This is a genomic window from Mycobacterium alsense, assembly GCF_002086635.1.
Taxonomy (GTDB): domain Bacteria; phylum Actinomycetota; class Actinomycetes; order Mycobacteriales; family Mycobacteriaceae; genus Mycobacterium; species Mycobacterium alsense.
In genome coordinates, this window is record NZ_MVHD01000005.1 from 71,243 (window position 1) to 90,279 (window position 19,037).

Genomic DNA, 19,037 nt, shown 5'->3' on the forward strand with positions numbered 1-19,037 from the left:
AGCCTACCGAAGCCACTGGTCGGCCAGCGAAGATACAGCCGCGCGGCACGATCGTCTCACCGCGCTCAGCGGTGCTTGAGCAGCTTCGCCAGGACCGCCGCCTGACTGATGTCCACTTCGCGGGTGGCCGTCACCAGGGTCAGGCCGCCGCCGCCTTTGGCCAGCTTGCGCAGCTCCGCCAGCGCGGGGCTGCCACGGAGTTCGTCGGCGTAGCGCGCCGCGAACTCGTCGAATTTTTGCGGGTCGTGCTGGTACCACTGCCGCAGTTCCTTGGACGGCGCGACCTCCTTGCACCACGTGCCCACCCGCGGGTCATCCTTGCGGATTCCGCGCGGCCACACGCGATCCACCAGCACCCGCTGCCCGTCGTCGGGGCCGGGCTCGTCATACACACGCGCCACCCGGATCCGGCCCTTGGCGCCCATGGGGACAGGCTAGCGCGATGTCACCGGGCCTGTTATACTCGAACACATGTTCGAATCACTGACGGTCGTGGATCCACTCGCCGACCAATCGGCGCTGGTAGAGCGCATCGCCGAGCTGGAGCGGATGAAGTGCGCGGCGGCCGCGGGACAGGCCCGGTTGGCGGCTGCCTTGGACCGGGCGCGCCGGGCCGCCGAGGCGGCCGCCGGGGTGCCCGCGGCGCGGCGTGGACGCGGGGTGGCCGGCGAGATCGCGCTGGCGCGGCAGGACTCACCCGCCCGCGGCGGCCGGCACCTGGGTTTCGCCAAGGCGCTGGTGTACGAGATGCCGCACACCCTGGCGGCCTTGGAGTGCGGAGTCCTCTCCGAATGGCGGGCCACCCTGGTCGTGCGCGAAAGCGCCTGCCTGGACGTCGAGGACCGCCGGCGGTTGGACGCCGAACTGTGCGCCGACGCGGCCGGGCTGGCCGGGATGGGCGATGCCCGGGTGGCCGCCGCCGCGAAGGCGATCGCCTACCGGATCGACCCGCACGCCGTCGTCGAGCGCGCGGCCAAGGCCGAAAACGAGCGCACCGTCACCATCCGGCCCGCACCCGACACCATGACGTACCTGACCGCGCTGTTGCCGGTCGCCAAAGGCGTCGCGGTGTACGCGGCGCTCAAGCGCGCGGCCGACACCACGTTCGACGGGCGCGGCCGGGGCCAGATCATGGCCGACACCCTCGTCCAGCGCGTCACCGGCTGCGACCCGGCGATCCCGAGCCCGGTCGCGGTCAACCTGGTCCTCACCGACGAAACCTTGTTGGGCGGCGCCGATGAGCCGGCCGATCTGTTGGGCTACGGACCCATTCCCGCTTCGGTCGCGCGTTCCATGGTCACCGACACACTCGCCGACCGGCGCTCCAAGGCCACGCTGCGACGCCTCTACGCGCATCCCCGCTCGGGAGCGCTGGTGGCGATGGAATCCCGGGCACGGCTCTTCCCGCGCGGGCTGGCCGCTTTCATCGAGCTGCGCGACGGTCGCTGCCGCACCCCGTATTGCGACGCGCCCATCCGCCACCGGGACCACGCGCGGCCATGGGCCCGGGGCGGCCCCACCACCGCGGAAAACGGCCTTGGCTGTTGCGAACGCTGCAATTACGCCAAACAAGCCCCCGGCTGGCGGGTGCGTACCCAGGTCGACGAAAAGCACACCCACACAGCCGAATTCACCACACCGACGGGCAACACCTATCGCTCGGCGGCGCCACCCCGCGCGCCCACGATCACCGTCAGCAAAGTCGAAGTGCTCGTCGGCATCTCGCTCGCAAAGTACGCCGCGTAGTCAGTCGCCCGCGTGGTCACGGGTTGGTCAGGCGCTCGACGTCGACGACTTCGCCGCGGTTGATGCTGACCCAATCGCGCCCGTCGAGGTAGGGGCGCAGGCTTCGGCCGATGAGTTCGAGATCGGCCGGCGCCTTGGGCCGCTGCAGTTCGTAGACGTGCGGCAGCTCGGCCATGCCGGTGACGACGCCCCAGAGCGTCAGGGCGGCGGGTCCGGTCGGCGGGTCCACCAGCACCGGCCCGAACAGGCACTGCCCCGACAGGAACAGCGTCGGCACTCCGAATCCTCCGGCCTCGACGACGCGTTGATGGTCCTCGCGAATCTCGTCATGCGTGGTCGGGTCGTCCAGCGCGGCATCCAACACCGCCCCGTCGACGCCGATGTCGCCCAACAGCTTTCGCGCGACCTCAGGGTCGTGGGGTTTTCCGCCCAGCGCGTGCAGCTCACGTCCGATCGCGGCGTACCACCGGTCCAGCGCCGCCATGTCCGTCCGGCGCAGCAGCGCCCCGATGCGCATCAAAGACCACCCGTAGGACCATTCCCGTTCCCACGGGTGCTTTTGCCCCTCGGAGCGGTTGACCTCCTCGAGGGAAAAGAACCGCCAGTTGACGGTGAGGCCGAGCTGCTCGCGGACCTCGCGGATCCACAGCGAGGTCTGATAGGCGAACGGGCACATCGGGTCGAAGTGAAAGTCCACGGAGGTGCTCATCAACCGCTCCCCGGCTCAGTAGTGGTACGTGTCCGACGGCGCGGGCGAGTGAACCTTTTCCTCGTCGTCGAACTCCGACGCCACGATCCCGTAGGCGCGGGCCAGCTCGAGGATCTTGGTCGCCCGGGCGATGCGCGGCAGGTCGGAGCCATTGCGGATCTCTCCCCCGTCGCGGTCGAACTCGGCGAAAAACTCCTTGGCCCAGGAGATTTCGTCGTGTGACGGCGACAGCCCCTCGTTCACCACGGCGCACTGGTCCGGCGTGAGGCAGATCTTGCCGGTCATGCCGAATTCGACGGAGACGGCGGTGGCCTCGATGAGTTTCAGCGCGTTGGAACCGATCGTCGGACCGTCGATCGCGCTCGGCAGGTTGGCCGCCTTGGCGGCGATCGTGAACCGCGACCGCGCGTACGCCAGGGTCGTGGGGTTCTCCCCGAAGCCGGTGTCGCGGCGGAAGTCGCCGATGCCGAAGGCGAGCCGGAAGGTGCCCTTGGCCGCGGCGATCTCGGTGATGCGCTCTAAGCCCCGGGCCGTTTCGACCAGCGCCACGATCGGGACGTTGGGCAGTCGCTGGGCGGTCTCGGTGACGTGGTCCACCGATTCGACCATCGCGAGCATCACGCCGCCGACCGGGGTGCCGGCCAGCGCGGCCAAGTCGTCGGCCCACCACGGTGTGCCGAACCCGTTGATGCGAACCCAGTCGGTGTTTTCGGGGCTGAGCCAACCCACCACGTTCTCCCGGGCGACCTGCTTGTCTTTGGGCGCGACCGCGTCCTCCATGTCGAGCACCACGATGTCGGCGCGCGAATGCGCCGCGGCCTGGAACCGGTCGGCGTGCGCGCCGTTGACCAGCAGCCAACTGCGCGCGAGCACGGGATCGATGCGCCACCCGATGTCGGCAGGATCGGGCGCCTGGTCGTCGACCTGGTCATACATTGCGTGATCTGTCGCCATTTTCAATCCGTGAGTGCTAGCTCGTGTTGCTTAAACCGTAGCGGCAGGGCGAAGCGGGCGGCCGCTAGGTGGTCGCTAACCCCCGCCTTGGCGCGGCCTGCCCCTCCGCCAGAGCAAGCCGCCGACGGCCAGTGCGACGCACAGCAGTAGCGCGGCGAGCAACGACTGCAGCGCAAAGACCGCTAAGTCGTTGACGTCGTACAAGTCATCGCCGTTCACACACTGGAAGCTCACGGTGGTACCCGACTGCCCCGGCTTGTAGCTGTAGTGCGAGGTGTTGTAGGCCATGTCGTACCCGCCGCGGCACACGAGGGCACTCATCCACAGCGCCGTCGACGGGATCAGCGCGGTGACCGCCGCGGCGCCGCCGACGCAGAGGCCGATCGCCCCGCCCAGCATCCCGATGATCGCCCCGACGCGATCGGCGCCGACGAGCCTGCGCCGCGACCCTGGAAGGTCGCCGTACCTCTGCACGGGGGCGACGCGGATTGTCGGGCCCACGGGTTGGCCCGGCGCAACGGCCGATTTCGCTTCGGCCAGCTGGCGTTCCAGGTCCGCGATGCGCTTCTGCTGCGCGAGCTGGCGCTCGAGCTCCGCGATGCGCTCCTCGGGATCCTGTGGGCTCATCAGCAAATGATCGCACTTTGCAGTACGTACCGCACCTATGCTTTTACTCGCTTTAAGGGCGGCCAACGCCACGTTTGCCCAGCAATCTGGGTAGTCCGCCGCGGCAGGCGAACATCTCAAGCGTATTCGGTTTCATTGCGATGGCACCGGGTAGCCGGTGGCTTGCGACACGTCGCTTGCCGAGGGGCTAGAGCCAACTGGCCCCGCTCTTCGGCGTCAACAACTCCATCCCGATCGATTCGACCCATTCAGGAGTAATCATGCGCAAGACCATCGCAGTCGTTTCTACGGCCGGCGCGCTGTTGTTCGGCGGGGCCGGCATCGCCAATGCCACCGTCGAGAGCGCGACGGCGCCTGCATCGACCACGACGACTTTGGCGGACAACACCACGAACAACGGTGAACAGCAAAGCGACAAGTCAGGACTGTGGGGGCTGCTCGGCCTCCTCGGTTTGGGCGGACTCGTGGGGCTGAAGCGCCGCAAGGACACCGACACGGCAGCTGGTGTCGGGACAACCCGCCGGCCCGGCGCGTAGCCGCTCGGTCGAAGCCCCCGCCGGACGCGGCACGCGTCTGGCGGGGGCCGTTCGGGTCCAACGACAGCGCGCCCTCGTTTACGCGTCGGCTCGCCGGGTATCTCTCGCCAAGCGGTGCACAGCCCGATGCCCGCGCCCCTCAAATCCCTTATCACGGAGGTATCGGCGATGGCCGAGATGATTGTCCAATCACCCGAGGAAGTCGTCGCGTTTCTCAAAGCGCAGCACAACCTCATCGAGGACATGTTCGACGACGTGCTGCACGCGTCGGATCCCCAAGCGCGAGAGAAGCCGTTCGTCGAGTTGCGCCAGCTGCTGGCCGTCCACGAGACGGCCGAGGAAATGGTGGTGCACCCCCGGGTGCGCCGGGAGGCCGACGCCGGTGACGCGCTCGTGGACGCCCGGCTCAAGGAAGAGCACGAGGCCAAGGAAATGCTGTCCCGGATCGAGAACCTCGAGATCACCTCGCAGCAGTTCATCGACGAAATCACCAAGCTGCGCGACGCCGTGCTGGAGCACGCCCGGCACGAGGAGGACGAGGAATTCCCCGTGCTGGAGCGCAACGTCGACACCGACGACCTCAAGCGGATGGGGTCGGCGGTGCGCGCCGCCGAGGCCATCGCGCCGACCCGCCCGCATCCCGGCGTGGAATCGGCGAAGCTCAACTTCGCGGTCGGGCCGTTCGCGTCGATGCTCGACCGCGCGCGCGACCTGATCGCGCAAGCCATCGGCTAGCCCTGGGTTTCCGTACCCTCGGTGAAATGAGCGTTGCACCGGACACGACCGTCGCGTTACAAGACCGGTTCGCGCACGAACTGCCCGAGCTCGGCGTGCGCTGGCAGGCCGAGACTGCGCCCGACCCACGGCTGCTCACGCTCAACGAACCCCTGGCCGCGGAGCTCGGCCTCGACGCCGACTGGCTGCGCGGTCCCGATGGGCTGCGTTTCCTGGTGGGCAACCTCGTTCCCGACGGCGCCGCCCCGGTTGCCCAGGCGTACTCCGGCCACCAGTTCGGCGGCTACGTCCCGCGATTGGGCGACGGACGCGCCTTGCTGCTCGGCGAACTCGTCGACGCCGAAGGGCGCCTCCGCGACATCCACCTCAAGGGGTCCGGCCCCACCCCGTTCGCGCGCGGTGGCGACGGCCTGGCCGCGGTCGGACCGATGCTGCGCGAGTACGTCGTCAGCGAAGCCATGCACGCATTGGGGATCCCGACGACGCGGTCGCTGGCCGTGGTGGCCACCGGGCGGCCGGTGGAGCGCGAGGCGGTGCTCCCCGGCGCGGTGCTCACCCGCGTCGCCGGCAGCCACCTGCGGGTGGGAAGCTTCCAATACGTTTCGGCCTCCGGCGACCTCGGCCTGCTGCCATGCGATCGCGCGTCACCATCCGGGCGCCGCACAGTCCGACCGGCCGTACGTGGCGCTGTTCGAAGCGGTCGTCGCCGCGCAGGCGTCGCTGATCGCCCAGTGGATGCTGATCGGGTTCGTCCACGGGGTGATGAACACCGACAACATGACGATCTCCGGCGAAACCATCGACTACGGGCCCTGCGCCTTCATGGAGGCGTACGACCCCGAGACGGTCTTCAGTTCGATCGATTTCTGGGGTCGCTACTCCTACGGTAGCCAGCCGATGGTGGCGAGTTGGAACCTTGCCCGCTTCGCAGAAGCACTTCTTCCGTTGCTGTCCAACAACATCGAAGAGTCGGTAGCGCTGGCCGAGGAATCGTTCGGGGTGTTCCAACCCACCTACGACGCGGTGTGGTCGTCGGGCATGCGCGCCAAACTGGGCCTGCCGGCCGACCTCGACGCCGCCGTCGTCACGCCTTTGGTCGACGAACTGCTCGGCCTGCTCCAGGAAAGCCACGTCGACTACACCTCGTTCTTCCGCCACCTCGGCCACGCGGCCCGGGGCGATCGCGAACCCGCGCGCGGGTTGTTCGTCAACCTCGCGGGATTCGACGCCTGGGCGTCGCGCTGGCTGGCCCTGGGTCCCGACGCCGAAACGATGGACCGCACCAATCCGATCTACATCCCCCGCAACCACCTGATCGAGGAAGCCCTGGCCGCGGCGAGCGCCGGCGACCTCGATCCGCTGGGACGGCTGCTCGAAGCCGTCTGCGCGCCATACCACGAGCGGCCGGGCCTGGAGCGCTACCCGAGTCCCGCGCCGGAGGATTTCGGCCGATACCAAACATTCTGCGGCACTTGATATTACGCTAGTTTCGCGAACTCGGCCTGCAGGTCGTCCAGGTGCCGCAGCGTCTGATCGCGCGGCTCCGTGGGAATCTCGACCAGGACCTGCTCCAGACCCTGCTGCAGGTAACCCTCGACACTTTTCGCCGTCGGCTTGCCGGCGTGGATGTTGATCACCGGCACATCGTGATCGGCGGTCGCGCGCAGTTGCTCGAGCTGGCCCGACAGAGCGTCCGGCGACGGGCTCATCGAAATCCAGCCGGTGTTGAGTCGGGCGATGCGCGGAAAACTCGCCGGCCCGCCGCCCAGGTACACCGGCGGATACGGCCGCGTCACCGGCTTCGGCCAGCTGTAGATCGGATCAAAATCCACGAATTCCCCGTGGAATTCGGCCTGCTCGCGGGTCCAAATCTCGATCATCGCGCGTAGCCGCTCTTCGACCACCCGCCCGCGCACCTTGGGATCGACACCGTGGTTGGCAATCTCTTCGCGAAACCAGCCGACGCCCACCCCGAAACGAAACCGCCCCCGCGAGATCAGGTCAAGCGACGCAACCTCTTTGGCCGTCAGGATCGGATCGCGCTGCGGAATCAATGCGATGCCGGTGCCAATGAGCAGCTTCTCCGTCGCGACCGCCGCCGCCGTCAACGCGACAAACGGATCGAACGTGCGGTAGTACTTCGGCGGAATCGGGCCACCGCCCGGATACGGGGTCTTGGCGTCGACGGGTATGTGCGAATGTTCGGCCAGAAACAGCGACGTGAACCCCCGCTGCTCGAGCGCCTGGCCCAACTCGACCGGGCCGATTCCCTGGTCGGTGACGAACGTCAGGATGCCGAATCGCACCGGTGCTCCTTTGAGGTCCGGCGGGTCGCGCCCCAGAGCCCGACGCCGATGCCGACCACCGCGCCGCCCAGGCCGACGAACCGCTGCGCCGGCTTCAACTCCCGATGCACACGCAAGCCGCCGAGCAGGTCCGCCGCGTCGGCGCCGCCGGAGGCGAGGAACCACCCCCGGGTGCCCGTGCCGCGCAGCGCCGCGGTCGCGAGCAGCCCGCCGATCAGCGCGTCGCGATAGCCCATCGAATGCAGCAGCAGTCGCGCGGTCGGCGTCGGCTCCTCGGCATCGCCCCACCATCGGTTCGCGCGGAGCGGGTCAACAAGGAAGGAGATGCCCGATGCGAGTCGGATGCTCCCGGCGAGGAGCGCGGCACGGTCAATCGACATGGCCGCAGCCTAGAACTAATCGTGCGGACGCACGAGGAAAAAACCGAACGTCATAGGTACGCCATGGAAGCGGACCATTGTTCACTGAATCATGGCCTTTCGATGACGCGATTCCTGACACGCGGCGAAGGGGACGTGACCGCTCGATGCTGAACGACCGCAAACGCGTTTTGGCGCCAACGGATTTTCCGCGATGCCGTCCACCGACCTAAAGGCGACGCCGAAAAACTAAGCGACCAGGCACAAGTGCGTGCCGGATGATCTTGAATGTAACTATTGTGCATCCGTTGAATGGAGTTTCCGGCAACATCAGGCAGGCCCGACCGCGCGCGTGACGACGACTCGATCGGACCGAGCTTTACGAAATTGCATGTGTACGAACGGTTCGCGGATTATTTTGCATAACTATGACGGCACAGGGGGATCCGCTTGCGCGTCGGCAACAATTTGCCAGCCATCCGGTCACGCCACGACGAAAGAAGCTCGCCCCGGACCCCAACGTGCGCCGCGCCATCGTCGACGCCGCGTCGAAATCGGTTCGCGAGCAGGGGGTTCGAGGGCTCAGCGTCGCCGCCGTTCTCGAGCGCGCCCGGCTGAGCACACGCGCGTTCTATCGGCATTTCGATTCGAAGGACCAGTTGGTCGCAGCGGTCTTCCTCGAGATGACACGCACCGAGGTGGCGCGGCTGAGGGCGAGAATGGCGCACGCGACCGGCCCGGTCGAGTCGGTCGCCGCCTGGATCGACGGGCGACTCGACCTCGCCTTCGACGAGGACATCAAGGCCGAGCTGCGCCAGCTGTCGCTGGAGGCGCAATCGAGGGCGGTCTCCGCACCCGACATGGTGACGCCCGCATACAGCGCGATACTCGAACCGCTTATCGAGCAGCTTCAGCGCGGCCTGGAGCTCGGCGTGTTCAAGGACATCATTCCCGCGACCGCGGCCAAGTCGATCCATGGCGTGGTATGGGCCTGCACGCAACGGCAGTGGGCGCTCAACCATTGGGACCGCGAGCAAGTCCGCGACCGCGCGGTGCGGTTCTGCCTGCGCGGACTGGGCGTGGCCCCACTGACGATCGAACAAGTCACGGCGGACGAGGAAGCCGTGGGGTAGGCGCGCGGCCGGCGCGCCGTCAGTGAAAACGCGAGTTTTCACGGGGAGAAGCAGGTTTTCCAGAACCGACTACGGGGGTACCTACGCACCTGTGACACACATGTCCAACCCGGCCGTCCCAGCCCGGCGCAACAAGCTCGCTCCGGACCCCGATGTGCGGTGCGCCATTTTGACCGCCGCATCCAGCTCCATGCACGACCACGGGGTGCGGGGCCTCAGCATCGCCGCGGTGCTCGAGCGCGCCCAGCTGAGCACGCGCGCGTTCTACCGGCACTTCGAATCCAAGGATCAGTTGGTCGCGGCGGTCTTCCTGGAGTTGGCCCGCCTGGAAACGCAAAGGCTCCGCGCGAGAATGGCGGGCGCCGCCGATCCGGTGGAAGCCGTCGTCGCCTGGGTCGACGGGCGACTCGAACTCGCCTTCGGTGAGGGCGGGGACCATGGTCGGCGCCGGCTGACCCTGGAGGCTCATTCGAAGGCGTTCTCCTCCCCCGAGATGACCGCGCCCGCATACAGCGCGATCCTCGAGCCGCTCGTCGAACAGCTCGAGCGCGGCCTGCAACTCGGGGTGTTCGAGGACATCGTTCCGACGACCGCCGCCAAGTCGATTCACGGCGTCGTGTGGGCCGGCACCCAGCGGCAGTGGGCCACACACCGTTGGGATCGCACCGTGGTTCGCGATCGCGCGCTGCGGTTCTGCCTGCGCGGGCTGGGCGTCGCGTCGCAAACGATCGAACAGGTCACCCGGCGCGAGACGGCCGCCAGCTAACCGCCGGTCACCGGGCCGGGCACGCGTCGGCTATTTGGATCGAGGCCGGCCACAACGCCGCGGCCAGGCCGAAGGCCGCGACGTCCGCGCCCGACGGCACCACACGTTCCAGCCGCGCCTGGATTCGCCGCGTCTCGTCGGCGTGCAAAACGGTCCAGCCGAAACCGATGGCCAGGTAGGGAATCGCGAGCCACAGCGCCACCTCGATCAGCGCTCCGACGGTGACTTCGTACTGCAGCACGCGTCGTAGGGCATTCATCGCAACTGACATAACGCGCAGTCCCCCAGCACGGCAGGGAATTTGACATCTGAGGTTCTCACATCAGCATCTGGTGGAGCAAAGGCGCGCGCCGGCAGACGAAATCCGTCACCGATGGCTACCATGACCGTCATGGCCGAGCCGTCCCCGGCTGGCGACGAAACGTTCGCGCTCAACCACGCCGAGACGGTTGCCGTCCCCAATGACGCGGGTTCCGATGCGCTCGATCGCACGTCCGCTCGCGACTACGACGACGGCGACCGCAGCGAACCGGCCGCCGGCCGCGAGTCGTGGAGCGCCACGTGGCGCAAAGCGGCGGCGCTGCTGTTCGGCGGGCTCGCGCTGGCCGGGGTGATCGTTCTGGTCTTCTGGTTGGCGAGCCCGACGCCCAAGGGCCCACAGCCGCCACCGAAGGGGAGCGCGGCTCCCGCGCCGCCGAGCCCATCGGCGTCCGCCGCGCCGTCGTCCATCGCCTCCACGCCCGACCAGGACAACAAGTACGTGCAGGACCTGAACGACCACGGCATCTCGTTCGCCAATCCCGAGGCCGCTGTCCACAACGGCAAGGTGGTGTGCGACGACATCCGTCAGGGGATGACGGTGCCCCAGATCGTGGCGTCATTTCGTGCGAGCAATCCGGGGCTTGATGCCGATACGTATGTGGCCATTTCCGTGCGCGCGTACTGCCCGCAGAACGCCAACCTGGTTGGCGGGCCGTAGGACCAGCACGGCCCGGCCCAAAAAGGTAGGCGTTATGCAAAGCTCAGCGATACGATCGGCCCATCGTCAGACGGATTCGAGTCGGCCATGAATCGCATGCGGCGCCTCACCGCGGGGACCCTGTACGGACCGCGGCAAGCGTGACAGACTTCGACAGCGACTCGGACGGGTCGACGAACTCCGGAATGCAAACGGTGCGATATTGATTGGACTAGGAGTTACCCGGGCGAGAGGCTGCGCATGACTGTCGAGGACCGCGGTGTCCCGACCGGACCGGCGCCTGATCACCCGCGACGGCCGGCGGTTCGGCCCAGGCAGACACCGGCCGCCGTCATCGTTGGCGCGACGGCCCTGGCGGTAGCCGCGCTGGGGGGTCTCATCTCGGTTGGTGTCTACCTGTCGCGAGACAAGACGGCGACATCGCCGGGGCCGCAGACGGTGACGATCAGTCCGTCAGCCGCGGCGTTGGCCCCGGCGGACGGGGCTGACGCCCAATTCCTGGCCACGTTGGACAGCTACGGCATCACGGACAACGGCAAGGCCGCCATCCGCCAGCGGTTCATGGAGTTGGGCCACCACACCTGCTTTTTGCTGTTGCCACCGCGGCCGCAGTCGCTGGAGTTGACCGTGACGAACATCCTCGACGCGCAGACCCAGGACATCGCCGCGGGCAATCGGTGGCCGAAGCGGTTGAGCCACGACGACGCCGAGCATTTGGCGGAGGCCGCCGTGGGCGCCTACTGCCCCAGCGCCGCGAAGTGACGCGGTGGCTTTCGTCGACCGCCGTCAGTTGCTCCGGCTGGCCGGCGGCGTCGGCGTGGCGTCCGTGCTCGGCGGGCGCTCGGGCACGGCCGGGGCGAGCCCACCCGCCGCGTCGGCTCAGTTGCTGTGCCGCGAGGCCTGGGGCGCGCGACCTGCCCGGCCCGGCGGGAAGCCCCACACCATCACCCGGATGACCCTGCACCACGAGGCCGTCGTCCTCGGCGACAATCGCAACGCCCCTGGCCGCTTGCGGCAGGACCAGCACTACCACCAGGACCAGCTGGGCTGGATCGACATCGCGTACCACATGGGCGTCGACCGCAACGGCAACCTCTACGAACTGCGCAGCACCGCGATCGCCGGCGACACCGCGACGGACTACGACACCGCGGGACACTTCCTCGTGTTGTGCGAAGGTGACTTCGATCAGGAGGCGGTGCCGGAGGCCCAGCTGCGCGGAGCCGCGGTCGCATTCGCCTGGGCCGCCCAGACCTTTCGCATCTCCAGCGGCACACTGGCGGGGCACCGGGACTTCGCCCAGACGTCGTGCCCGGGCGCGAACCTGTACGCCCATCTCTCCTCGGGCGACCTCAGGCGGCGCATCGACGCTCTGCTGGCCGCCGGCGGCGTCGACGTGCAGCGCTTCTGCGGGCCCGACGCCGCCGCACGCGTCACGGCCATCGAGGCGGGTAATTAGCTTGCGCCGCACCGAGAGTGAAGACCTGCACGGTGGCTGACTTGCCCTTCAACGCGTGGGATCCCCGATCGAGGAGGCCGGGCGGTCGAGAAGCCAGCGCGTCGACGCACGACTCGGTGAGCAGGATCGTGTCGCCGGTGGCCTTGGTGAGCTGCTCGACGCGGGCGGCGACGTTGACGGCGTCACCGATCAGGGTGAACTCCAGCTTGCCTGCGCCGCCGATGGTGCCGGCGATCACCACACCGGTGTTGATCCCGATGCCGATCCGGAGCGCGCCGCCGAACCGTTCGGTGACGAGGTGGTGGATCAACATCGCGGCGGACACCGCCGAGTCGGCATGTCCCGCAACGTCGTTGGGGGCGCCGAAGACGGCCAGCGCGCCGTCGCCGAGGAACTTGTTGACGTGCCCGCCGGCGTTGACGACGGCGGGTACGACGATGTCGAACAGGGCGTTGAGCCGGGCGACGGTGTCCTCGGCGCTGTTGGCCTCGGCGAACGGGGTGAAGTCGCGGATGTCGACGAACATCACCGTCACCTCGCGACGCTCGCCAGTGAAGACGTCGTCGCCCTGCTCGAGCAGCCGCGCCGCCAGCGTCGGGTCGACGTAGGTGCCGAACGCGCCTTGAAGCCGTTGCCGCTCGGCCAAACCCGCCTGCATGCGGTTGAACGACGCCGACAGCGCACCGAGATCGTCGTCCTGGACCACCGGCAGGCGCCGGCTAAAGTCCCCCGCCGCAACGCGTTCGGCGCCCTTGGCAAGATCGCGGATGGGTTGCATAGATCGCGAGAATCCGAAACCGACGGTGACCGGCACCGCGAACACGACCGCCAACGCAGCTCCGATCACCACGGACAGGATCGGGGCGGCACTGACTCGATTCGACACGGCGGCAAGCAATGCGCCGCCGAGGGCGTACGCAAACGCGACGGCAACCATCGACACGTTGGACCTTGTGGCGAAGGTCGGACGAGAGCGGGGCATGCAATCGCCGATCCCCGTGTCACCGGCGAGGGCGACCCTGGCGGGCCACCACGCTGCCTCCACGGAATTGTGAAGCGCGACCAGCTGGACCGCCACTGCGATGACGGCAGCCAAAACCCCGTATTGCGCCAGCCGTGTCCAACCGGCTCCGGCAATCGCACCGACGGCGACCGCCAATGCGGCGGCCCAGACACCGGCGGCCCACATCGTGCGAGAAGTCGCCCTGCGGACAAAGATATAGGTGCCCTCCAGCGCCGCCGCGCGATCGACCTCCTCGCCCGCCGCCCACCGCTCCGCAAGTCGTGCCCATCGGCGATCCGGTAGAACCATGACGCATGCGAGCACCACCACGGCCCCGACGGTGACGGCCGCCGCGTCGACGTAGCGATCAGAATTCTCGAAAGCAATGATCGGAAACGATACGAAGGTGAGATAGATCGGCAGCGAGATGAGGAATGCGACCACACCACCCGCCCAGGTGTACCTTGCGCCGAACCGGTCCCATGCCCACTGCCAGATGCGGTCCATGGCAGGAGATTACCGTCGGACCACCCGCCTCACTCCCGCGAGCGCGCGTGTTTGGGCACAACGCGCCGGTAACTGTTGGCATTTTGGGGACTCTCGCGCGAGAAAGTGGGAAGGTAGGGCCGATGGCTCGACGAATTCTGGGTGTGCCGCTCGCGGTTGCCGCGGCCGCGATGTGCCTGACGACCGCGCCGGCGGCGGCCGTCGGCGACTGGGAGTGCGGCGTCATCCTGCCGGCGGCCGATCGGCTGGAGCCCTGGCTCGACGCGGTATCCCCCACGGGGACGCCGTCTTACGTAGCGGGCCAGATCCGCAACGCCGTGGCGCCGCTGCACGGCGTGTCCGTTCCGGCGGCGATCGACCTGCGGATCCGGTCGGGCATGCTGGCGTCGCAGATCGACGCCAGCGACCCCTACCGGCCGGCGAACCCGGAACAACTCGCCGACGATCTCGCGCAGGCGAAACAGCTGCTGGCCGCGGCTCGCGACTTCTGCGCGCCCTAGGGACGTTCGGCTACCGCTGCTGCCCCGGGCGCCAGCGCCGGATTTCGATGCGCTGGGCGCCGGGCCAGATGGCCATCGCCGCCGGTGAGGCGCAGAAGGTCTCCTCCGCCTGGCGGAGGTTCATGTCGACCGCGTGCAGGCCGTCTTCCTGGTGGGCGCGGCAGACGACGGTCAGCACGCGGTGGGTATCCGGGTCCACCTCTTCGGCCTCGATGGTCAACACCACGACGAGCGTGTACCCGGCCCCGGTCGGCAGGTAGAACGTGAGGTCGCGGCTGTCCAGGCCGCCGCCGTTGGTCACCAGATAACCGTCGCCGCTGGGATAGACGGCCTGCCCGACCATCTGCGTGCGTTCGTAATGCAGGCGATCGCCCGGCGCTCGCCACACCGAGAACAGCGTGTTTGGGCTGCCGTTGAACGGGTTTCGGGCGATCGGGATGACCACCTCGTCACGTCCGTCGCCGTCGATGTCCGCCAGCCCGACGCCCCCGGGGCTCGAGGGCTGCAAGAGCTCGTCGATGGTTTGCACCACCTCGCCCGACGCATCGGTCACGGTGACCTTCGCCGCCCTCGGCCCGGACAACTCGGGAGTGCTCCAGTAGGTGACGGCGAAATCGAGGCCGCCGGAGCGCACCTGGCAATCCGTATGCGGCGACGTGGCTTTCGGGCTGATCAGAGCCGCGCCCTGCGGGCACGGCGGCAGCGTGGTGTCGGCCGCGCCGGTCGGGCAGGCGGGGCCCACGACGCCCGCGGTCGCCACCGTCACGGCGGCGACCAGCACCGAGAGCCGGGACACGGCCGCGCCTACCGCTTCGGGGCCGGCCTGGCGGGAGCGGGAGGCGGCTCGGGGCGCGGGATTTGGTCCTCGACGGGCGGGTGGGTGCCGGTCTTGGGACCGATATCGCACACCTGCCAGGCATTGCCGACCTTGTTGACGGTGACCTGCAGCAGGATGATCGATACCTTGGGCGTCGGGTTCTGCAGATTGCGCGTGGTCTGATGCGCCGACACCACCACCTGGTAGGCCCCGCCGGGCTGAGCGGTCGGATCGGTGGCCAGCACCTCGCCGGTGGAGCTGACCTGCGCCTGCAGCATGATCCCTCTGAGCAGGTCGGTGGCGTTGACGTACTTGTCTTTAAGTTGTTGGCACACACCGTCTTCGACGGATCGGAAGAACGCGTCCGGGTCTTCGAAGCTGTAGGTCAGTGACTTCAGCGCATAGTCCTTGGCCAGCTGCGCCGCCGCGGCGCTGTCGGCGCGTTCTTGGCGCAGCTGCGCGAGCTGACCTGACACCTGACGATATTTGACGAACCCGAACGCCCCGCCGCCGAGCGCCGCTGCCGCGAGGGCGACGGCGACCCATCGCCAGGGCCGCTTCGGCCGGAGGCGCCGCTTGGCCAGCCGCTTGGGCTGGGCTTCATCCTCGGCGGCCTCATCGGCGGCTTCGGTTTCGTCGCGGGCTGCGGTCTCGCGCTCGGCGGCGTCCACCTTGTCGTCCACCTTGTCGTCTTTGGTGTCGTCTTCGGTCGTCGAGTTGGCCATATCCGTTCTTTCCTCACTCATTGGTGCCATTCGGGGACGTTGAGCTGCACGCGCACGCCGCCGGTGTCGTTGAAGGTCGATTCCCAGAAATCGAGCCAGTGCCCGGCGTCGATTTTGACGTCGTGCAACGGTGCGACCGCGGGCTGCAGGACCGGGGCGAAGGTGCTCATCGGGCCGGCCAGCATGTCGAGATATTCGCCGAGCTTGGTCACCAGCACGCCGGCCGGATCGTCGGGCCCCACCACGCCGATCCCGCTGTGCGAGAGGGTTTCGATCTCGTGGATCAGCCGCAAAAACGCCGGCACCGAACGCGGTAGCAGCCTGCCGGTCTCGCTGATCACCTCGCCGGCGTGGAGCTCGCCCAGGTTGGTGGTGAAGTTCTCGACGTTGCCGAACAGGGTGGCCATCAATTGCCTGTCGTCGTGAATGACCTTGGCGGTCAGCCCGGCGGTGGTGGCCAGGGAATCGAGGGTGCCGTCGTTGTCGGCGAAGGCCGCGGCGATGTTGCCGATGACCGTGCGTGCGTGATCGGGGTTGAGCGCCGAGATCAGGGCATTGCCCTTGGCGAGCAGGTCGCTGCCGGTCACCATCGGCTCGACGCGCTCCGGCGGGATCACCGATCCGTCGGCAAAATACGGCGGCGCAATCAGTTTCGGCTTGAAGTCGATGTACTGTTCACCGGCCGCGGAGAGGTTTTCCACGCTGATCGTGCTGTTGGCGGGGACCGGGTGCGCCCGGTCGAGGTCGATCGAGACCGCCAGCCCCGTCGTGGTGGTCCGGATGGCGGTGACGCGGCCGACCTTGACGCCGCGCATCGTCACCTCCGATGTGGGCAGCAGGCCGCCGGAAGTGTTGAGCAAGATGGTGAGCCGGGTGACTTGCTTGGTCGGGCCCAAGTCGAGCACGCCGACCGACATGTAGACCGCGCCGAGCACCGTCAGCGCCGCCAGGATGGCCAATGTGATGCGGGCATTGAATTTCATGGCAGCAGCCCCATCGTCCGCATCGCGGAGATTGCCGCATCGGTCTTGTCGGCGGGATCAACGCCCTCGTGGCCCGTAGGTGGATGAAGTTCGGAGACAATGTATTTCGGACCGCCGTTGCGGAACCACCCGAGAAGCTTGTAATGCAGGAAGGCGATCAGCTTGTCGGCGAGCACGGGAACGGTGGTGTCAGCGGTTGCCACCGTGTTGATCCATGGCGTCGTGTAGGAGAGGATCTGCATCAAGTCGCCGTTCACGGGGTTGACGATCTGTGCGCTGAGGTCGCCGATGTCTTTCGAGTCCGAGACGACGTGCAAGATGGCCAGGGTGACCGCGGACAGGCCTTCGAGCTTCGGCGGCCCCTCCGTGACCAGCCGGTTGAATACCTCGGTGTTGGCGGCCAGATTGGCGCTGATGTTCTCCAGGCTGTAGAGCATGCCGTTGAGCGTGTCCTGGTTGGCGGCCAGGTCATTGAGTACGCCGCCGACGGTCTGCTGGATCCGGGTCAACTCGGCCGGTTCTTTCGGGAACGCCTTGTTGAAGTTGACGACGGTGTCCTGCAGCGTGCCGATCGTTCCGCCGGCCACCAGGTTCGACACCGACCTCAAGACGTCTTCGACGTTGGCGGCCGGCGCCGTGTTGCGCAGCGGGATGGTGTCGCCGTCGTGCAATACCGCCGTTGACGCGCTGTCCGGCGGTAGCAGCGCGATGTACACGTCGCCGAGCGGGGTCGCCTGGCGCAGTTCGGCGCGGGTATTGCTAGGAAGCCTGCTGTCACCGGCCATGTCGACGTGGGCGACCGCCGTGTTGCCGTCGAGCTGTACGTGGTCGAGCACGCCGATCTGCACCCCACCGGAGTCCACCTTGGCCCGCGCGGGCAGGTTGAGCACGCTGGAGAACTCGATCTTGACCCGGTAGGGGTGGTGGGGGGTGTAGGCGCCCGGGACCGGCAGCCGGGTCGGGTCCAGCGAGCACGCCGCCGTCAGGATGATGGCCGCGGTGGCCAGCACGAGCCGGGCGGCGCGCATCGATCGTCGGGTCATGACAGCGCGGCCCCCAGGATGAGGTCGGTCAGGCCGAGGGTGACCGGATCCGACGCGGTGCCCGACGCGCACGCCGCCGCGGCACCGGGGATGTTGCGTCGCTGCAGGCCCTCGCAGATGGCACCGGCCTGCGACGGCGAGATGGCCACCTGCGGAGGAAGATAGGTGACGTTGTGGGTGCCCCAGGCGGGCTCGTAGATGTCGGACAGCCAGTGGCTGAATTGCGGCCACGAGTTGATGGTGGCGAGGATCGCCGGGGTGTGGGCGTTCAGCACGCGCTGCACCCAGGAGACCAGCTTTTCGATCTTCTGGTAGACCCGCGGCCCGAACCGGTTCATCATCTCGACCAGGATCGGCAGCAGGTGCGACATGTGGCTCAGCGCGGCCGCGAAGTTGTCCGACAGGCCCTCGACCAATTGGGTTGTGGCGGGGAGTGTTTGGATGACGGAGGCGAAGCTGTCCCAGTTCTTGAGGAACTCCGAGCTGAGGATCTCACCGTTTTCGAAGAGCGCCCGGTAGTCGGCGTCGGCCTTGTAGGGGTCCGACAGCATGGTTACCAGGTTGCGCAGCGTCTGGTTGAGGCCGGCACCGGTGCCGTCCATCGATCGGCTGGCCGCGCCCAGGCTGTCGTTGATCGCCTGCACGCCCGGCGCCTTCGACGGGTCTTGGCCTTGCTGCTGGGGACCCAGGATGGCATCGGCGAGTTTGCCTACAGCAGCGAAGGTTTCGCTGACGCTGATCGGGGTCTTGGTGGACTTGAGCTTGATGCAGCCCGGCCCGGTGAACTTCGGGCCTCCGGTGTAGGGCTTGGTCAGTTCGATGTGTCGGTCGGTGACGATCGACTGCGAGTAGGTGACCGCGCCGACGTCGGCCGGCAGGTCGAGGTCGGCGGGCACGGTGAAGTCGACCTCGACGTAGGCGGGCTTGTTGACGATCGCGGTCGTCGAGCCGACCTCGATGCCCAGCAGCGCCACCTTGTTGCCCGGGTAAAGCCCCACCGCGTCGGCCAGTTCGGCGCACATCGCCCGGGTTTTGTCGGGCGTCATCACCTTTGCGCCGACGACCACCGCCACGGTGAGGGCGGCGACGACGGCCACCGCCGTCGCGATCCCGAGTGGGGAACGCAGTCTCGAGCCGAGAGCCGACATCC

23 protein-coding genes and 1 pseudogene are annotated in these 19,037 nt (G+C 67.9%); 11 read left to right on the top strand and 13 right to left on the bottom strand.

The window, feature by feature from the left end; all coding sequences use genetic code 11:
• Nucleotides 1-65: 65 nt before the first annotated feature.
• Nucleotides 66-425 (bottom strand): DUF488 domain-containing protein, encoded by a 360-nt coding sequence (locus BST11_RS05225; RefSeq protein WP_083136908.1) that lies wholly within the window; start codon nt 423-425, stop codon nt 66-68.
• 46 nt (nt 426-471) lie between these two features.
• On the opposite strand from BST11_RS05225, the gene BST11_RS05230 reads away from it, so the two are divergent.
• Nucleotides 472-1,746, top strand: a complete 1,275-nt coding sequence (locus BST11_RS05230) for an HNH endonuclease (protein WP_083136909.1) — start codon at nt 472-474, stop codon at nt 1,744-1,746.
• Between the two features lie 16 nt (nt 1,747-1,762).
• Here BST11_RS05230 and BST11_RS05235 read toward each other — a convergent pair whose 3' ends face one another.
• The 3 genes from BST11_RS05235 to BST11_RS05245 form a co-directional block, all read right to left on the bottom strand.
• Nucleotides 1,763-2,455: a mycothiol-dependent nitroreductase Rv2466c family protein gene (locus tag BST11_RS05235; RefSeq protein ID WP_083136910.1), complete on the bottom strand. Its 693-nt coding sequence runs from the start codon at nt 2,453-2,455 to the stop codon at nt 1,763-1,765.
• A gap of 15 nt (nt 2,456-2,470) precedes the next feature.
• Nucleotides 2,471-3,391, bottom strand: coding sequence for an HpcH/HpaI aldolase/citrate lyase family protein (locus BST11_RS05240; RefSeq protein WP_083136911.1), 921 nt, complete (start codon nt 3,389-3,391; stop codon nt 2,471-2,473).
• 93 nt (nt 3,392-3,484) lie between these two features.
• Nucleotides 3,485-4,036, bottom strand: coding sequence for a hypothetical protein (locus tag BST11_RS05245; protein WP_083136912.1), 552 nt, complete (start codon nt 4,034-4,036; stop codon nt 3,485-3,487).
• Nucleotides 4,037-4,296: 260 nt separating this feature from the next.
• Between BST11_RS05245 and BST11_RS05250 the strand changes: the two genes are divergently transcribed.
• From BST11_RS05250 to BST11_RS29210, 4 genes and pseudogenes are all read left to right on the top strand, one after another.
• The gene (locus BST11_RS05250; protein WP_083136913.1) at nt 4,297-4,572 is read left to right on the top strand and encodes a WGxxGxxG family protein; all 276 of its coding nucleotides are present in this window, start codon (nt 4,297-4,299) and stop codon (nt 4,570-4,572) included.
• A 168-nt stretch (nt 4,573-4,740) separates the two neighbouring features.
• Nucleotides 4,741-5,307, top strand: coding sequence for a hemerythrin domain-containing protein (locus tag BST11_RS05255; protein ID WP_083136914.1), 567 nt, complete (start codon nt 4,741-4,743; stop codon nt 5,305-5,307).
• A gap of 26 nt (nt 5,308-5,333) precedes the next feature.
• A pseudogene (locus BST11_RS29205) lies at nt 5,334-5,855 on the top strand (protein adenylyltransferase SelO family protein); the annotation flags it as partial.
• A gap of 133 nt (nt 5,856-5,988) precedes the next feature.
• Nucleotides 5,989-6,783, top strand: coding sequence for a protein adenylyltransferase SelO family protein (locus BST11_RS29210; protein ID WP_425320596.1), 795 nt, complete (start codon nt 5,989-5,991; stop codon nt 6,781-6,783).
• Between the two features lie 2 nt (nt 6,784-6,785).
• Here BST11_RS29210 and BST11_RS05265 read toward each other — a convergent pair whose 3' ends face one another.
• Nucleotides 6,786-7,613: an LLM class F420-dependent oxidoreductase gene (locus BST11_RS05265; RefSeq protein WP_083136915.1), complete on the bottom strand. Its 828-nt coding sequence runs from the start codon at nt 7,611-7,613 to the stop codon at nt 6,786-6,788.
• Entirely contained in the window at nt 7,595-7,993 is a 399-nt protein-coding gene (locus tag BST11_RS05270; protein WP_083136916.1) for a DUF4267 domain-containing protein, read from the bottom strand. Before BST11_RS05270 ends, BST11_RS05265 begins: the two co-directional genes overlap by 19 nt.
• A gap of 407 nt (nt 7,994-8,400) precedes the next feature.
• Here BST11_RS05270 and BST11_RS05275 point away from each other — a divergent pair, with 407 nt between their 5' ends.
• Complete coding sequence (locus BST11_RS05275) at nt 8,401-9,105, top strand: TetR/AcrR family transcriptional regulator (protein WP_083136917.1); 705 nt, start codon at nt 8,401-8,403, stop codon at nt 9,103-9,105.
• A 100-nt stretch (nt 9,106-9,205) separates the two neighbouring features.
• Complete coding sequence (locus tag BST11_RS05280; RefSeq protein WP_083136918.1) at nt 9,206-9,871, top strand: TetR/AcrR family transcriptional regulator; 666 nt, start codon at nt 9,206-9,208, stop codon at nt 9,869-9,871.
• Between the two features lie 7 nt (nt 9,872-9,878).
• On the opposite strand, the gene BST11_RS05285 is transcribed toward BST11_RS05280, so the two are convergent.
• On the bottom strand, nt 9,879-10,142 hold the full coding sequence (locus BST11_RS05285; protein ID WP_083136919.1) for a hypothetical protein: 264 nt from the start codon (nt 10,140-10,142) through the stop codon (nt 9,879-9,881).
• Between the two features lie 120 nt (nt 10,143-10,262).
• Here BST11_RS05285 and BST11_RS05290 point away from each other — a divergent pair, with 120 nt between their 5' ends.
• The 3 genes from BST11_RS05290 to BST11_RS05300 all read left to right on the top strand — a co-directional run bounded on the left by BST11_RS05290 (nt 10,263) and on the right by BST11_RS05300 (nt 12,309).
• The gene (locus BST11_RS05290) at nt 10,263-10,850 is read left to right on the top strand and encodes a DUF732 domain-containing protein (protein WP_158086766.1); all 588 of its coding nucleotides are present in this window, start codon (nt 10,263-10,265) and stop codon (nt 10,848-10,850) included.
• 240 nt (nt 10,851-11,090) lie between these two features.
• A complete protein-coding gene (locus tag BST11_RS05295; protein WP_083136921.1) occupies nt 11,091-11,612 on the top strand; it encodes a DUF732 domain-containing protein in 522 nt (173 codons plus the stop codon).
• Nucleotides 11,613-11,616: 4 nt separating this feature from the next.
• Entirely contained in the window at nt 11,617-12,309 is a 693-nt protein-coding gene (locus tag BST11_RS05300) for an N-acetylmuramoyl-L-alanine amidase (protein ID WP_244897537.1), read from the top strand.
• Here the strand turns inward: BST11_RS05300 and BST11_RS05305 are convergent.
• Nucleotides 12,284-13,819, bottom strand: a complete 1,536-nt coding sequence (locus tag BST11_RS05305; RefSeq protein WP_083136922.1) for an adenylate/guanylate cyclase domain-containing protein — start codon at nt 13,817-13,819, stop codon at nt 12,284-12,286. The genes BST11_RS05300 and BST11_RS05305 overlap by 26 nt on opposite strands.
• A 122-nt stretch (nt 13,820-13,941) precedes the next feature.
• On the opposite strand from BST11_RS05305, the gene BST11_RS05310 reads away from it, so the two are divergent.
• Nucleotides 13,942-14,319, top strand: a complete 378-nt coding sequence (locus tag BST11_RS05310) for a hypothetical protein (RefSeq protein ID WP_083136923.1) — start codon at nt 13,942-13,944, stop codon at nt 14,317-14,319.
• A 10-nt stretch (nt 14,320-14,329) separates the two neighbouring features.
• On the opposite strand, the gene BST11_RS05315 is transcribed toward BST11_RS05310, so the two are convergent.
• From BST11_RS05315 to BST11_RS05335, 5 genes are read right to left on the bottom strand one after another with little or no spacing between them, the layout of a single operon-like run.
• A complete protein-coding gene (locus BST11_RS05315; RefSeq protein WP_142276197.1) occupies nt 14,330-15,115 on the bottom strand; it encodes a hypothetical protein in 786 nt (261 codons plus the stop codon).
• A gap of 8 nt (nt 15,116-15,123) precedes the next feature.
• Nucleotides 15,124-15,861 carry a hypothetical protein gene (locus tag BST11_RS05320; RefSeq protein ID WP_083136924.1) on the bottom strand — a complete coding sequence of 246 codons (738 nt, stop codon included), beginning with the start codon at nt 15,859-15,861 and terminating at the stop codon, nt 15,124-15,126.
• A 17-nt stretch (nt 15,862-15,878) separates the two neighbouring features.
• Nucleotides 15,879-16,844 carry an MlaD family protein gene (locus BST11_RS05325; protein WP_083136925.1) on the bottom strand — a complete coding sequence of 322 codons (966 nt, stop codon included), beginning with the start codon at nt 16,842-16,844 and terminating at the stop codon, nt 15,879-15,881.
• On the bottom strand, nt 16,841-17,887 hold the full coding sequence (locus BST11_RS05330) for an MlaD family protein (protein WP_083136926.1): 1,047 nt from the start codon (nt 17,885-17,887) through the stop codon (nt 16,841-16,843). Before BST11_RS05330 ends, BST11_RS05325 begins: the two co-directional genes overlap by 4 nt.
• Complete coding sequence (locus tag BST11_RS05335; RefSeq protein ID WP_083137029.1) at nt 17,884-19,035, bottom strand: MlaD family protein; 1,152 nt, start codon at nt 19,033-19,035, stop codon at nt 17,884-17,886. Before BST11_RS05335 ends, BST11_RS05330 begins: the two co-directional genes overlap by 4 nt.
• Nucleotides 19,036-19,037: the final 2 nt, after the last annotated feature.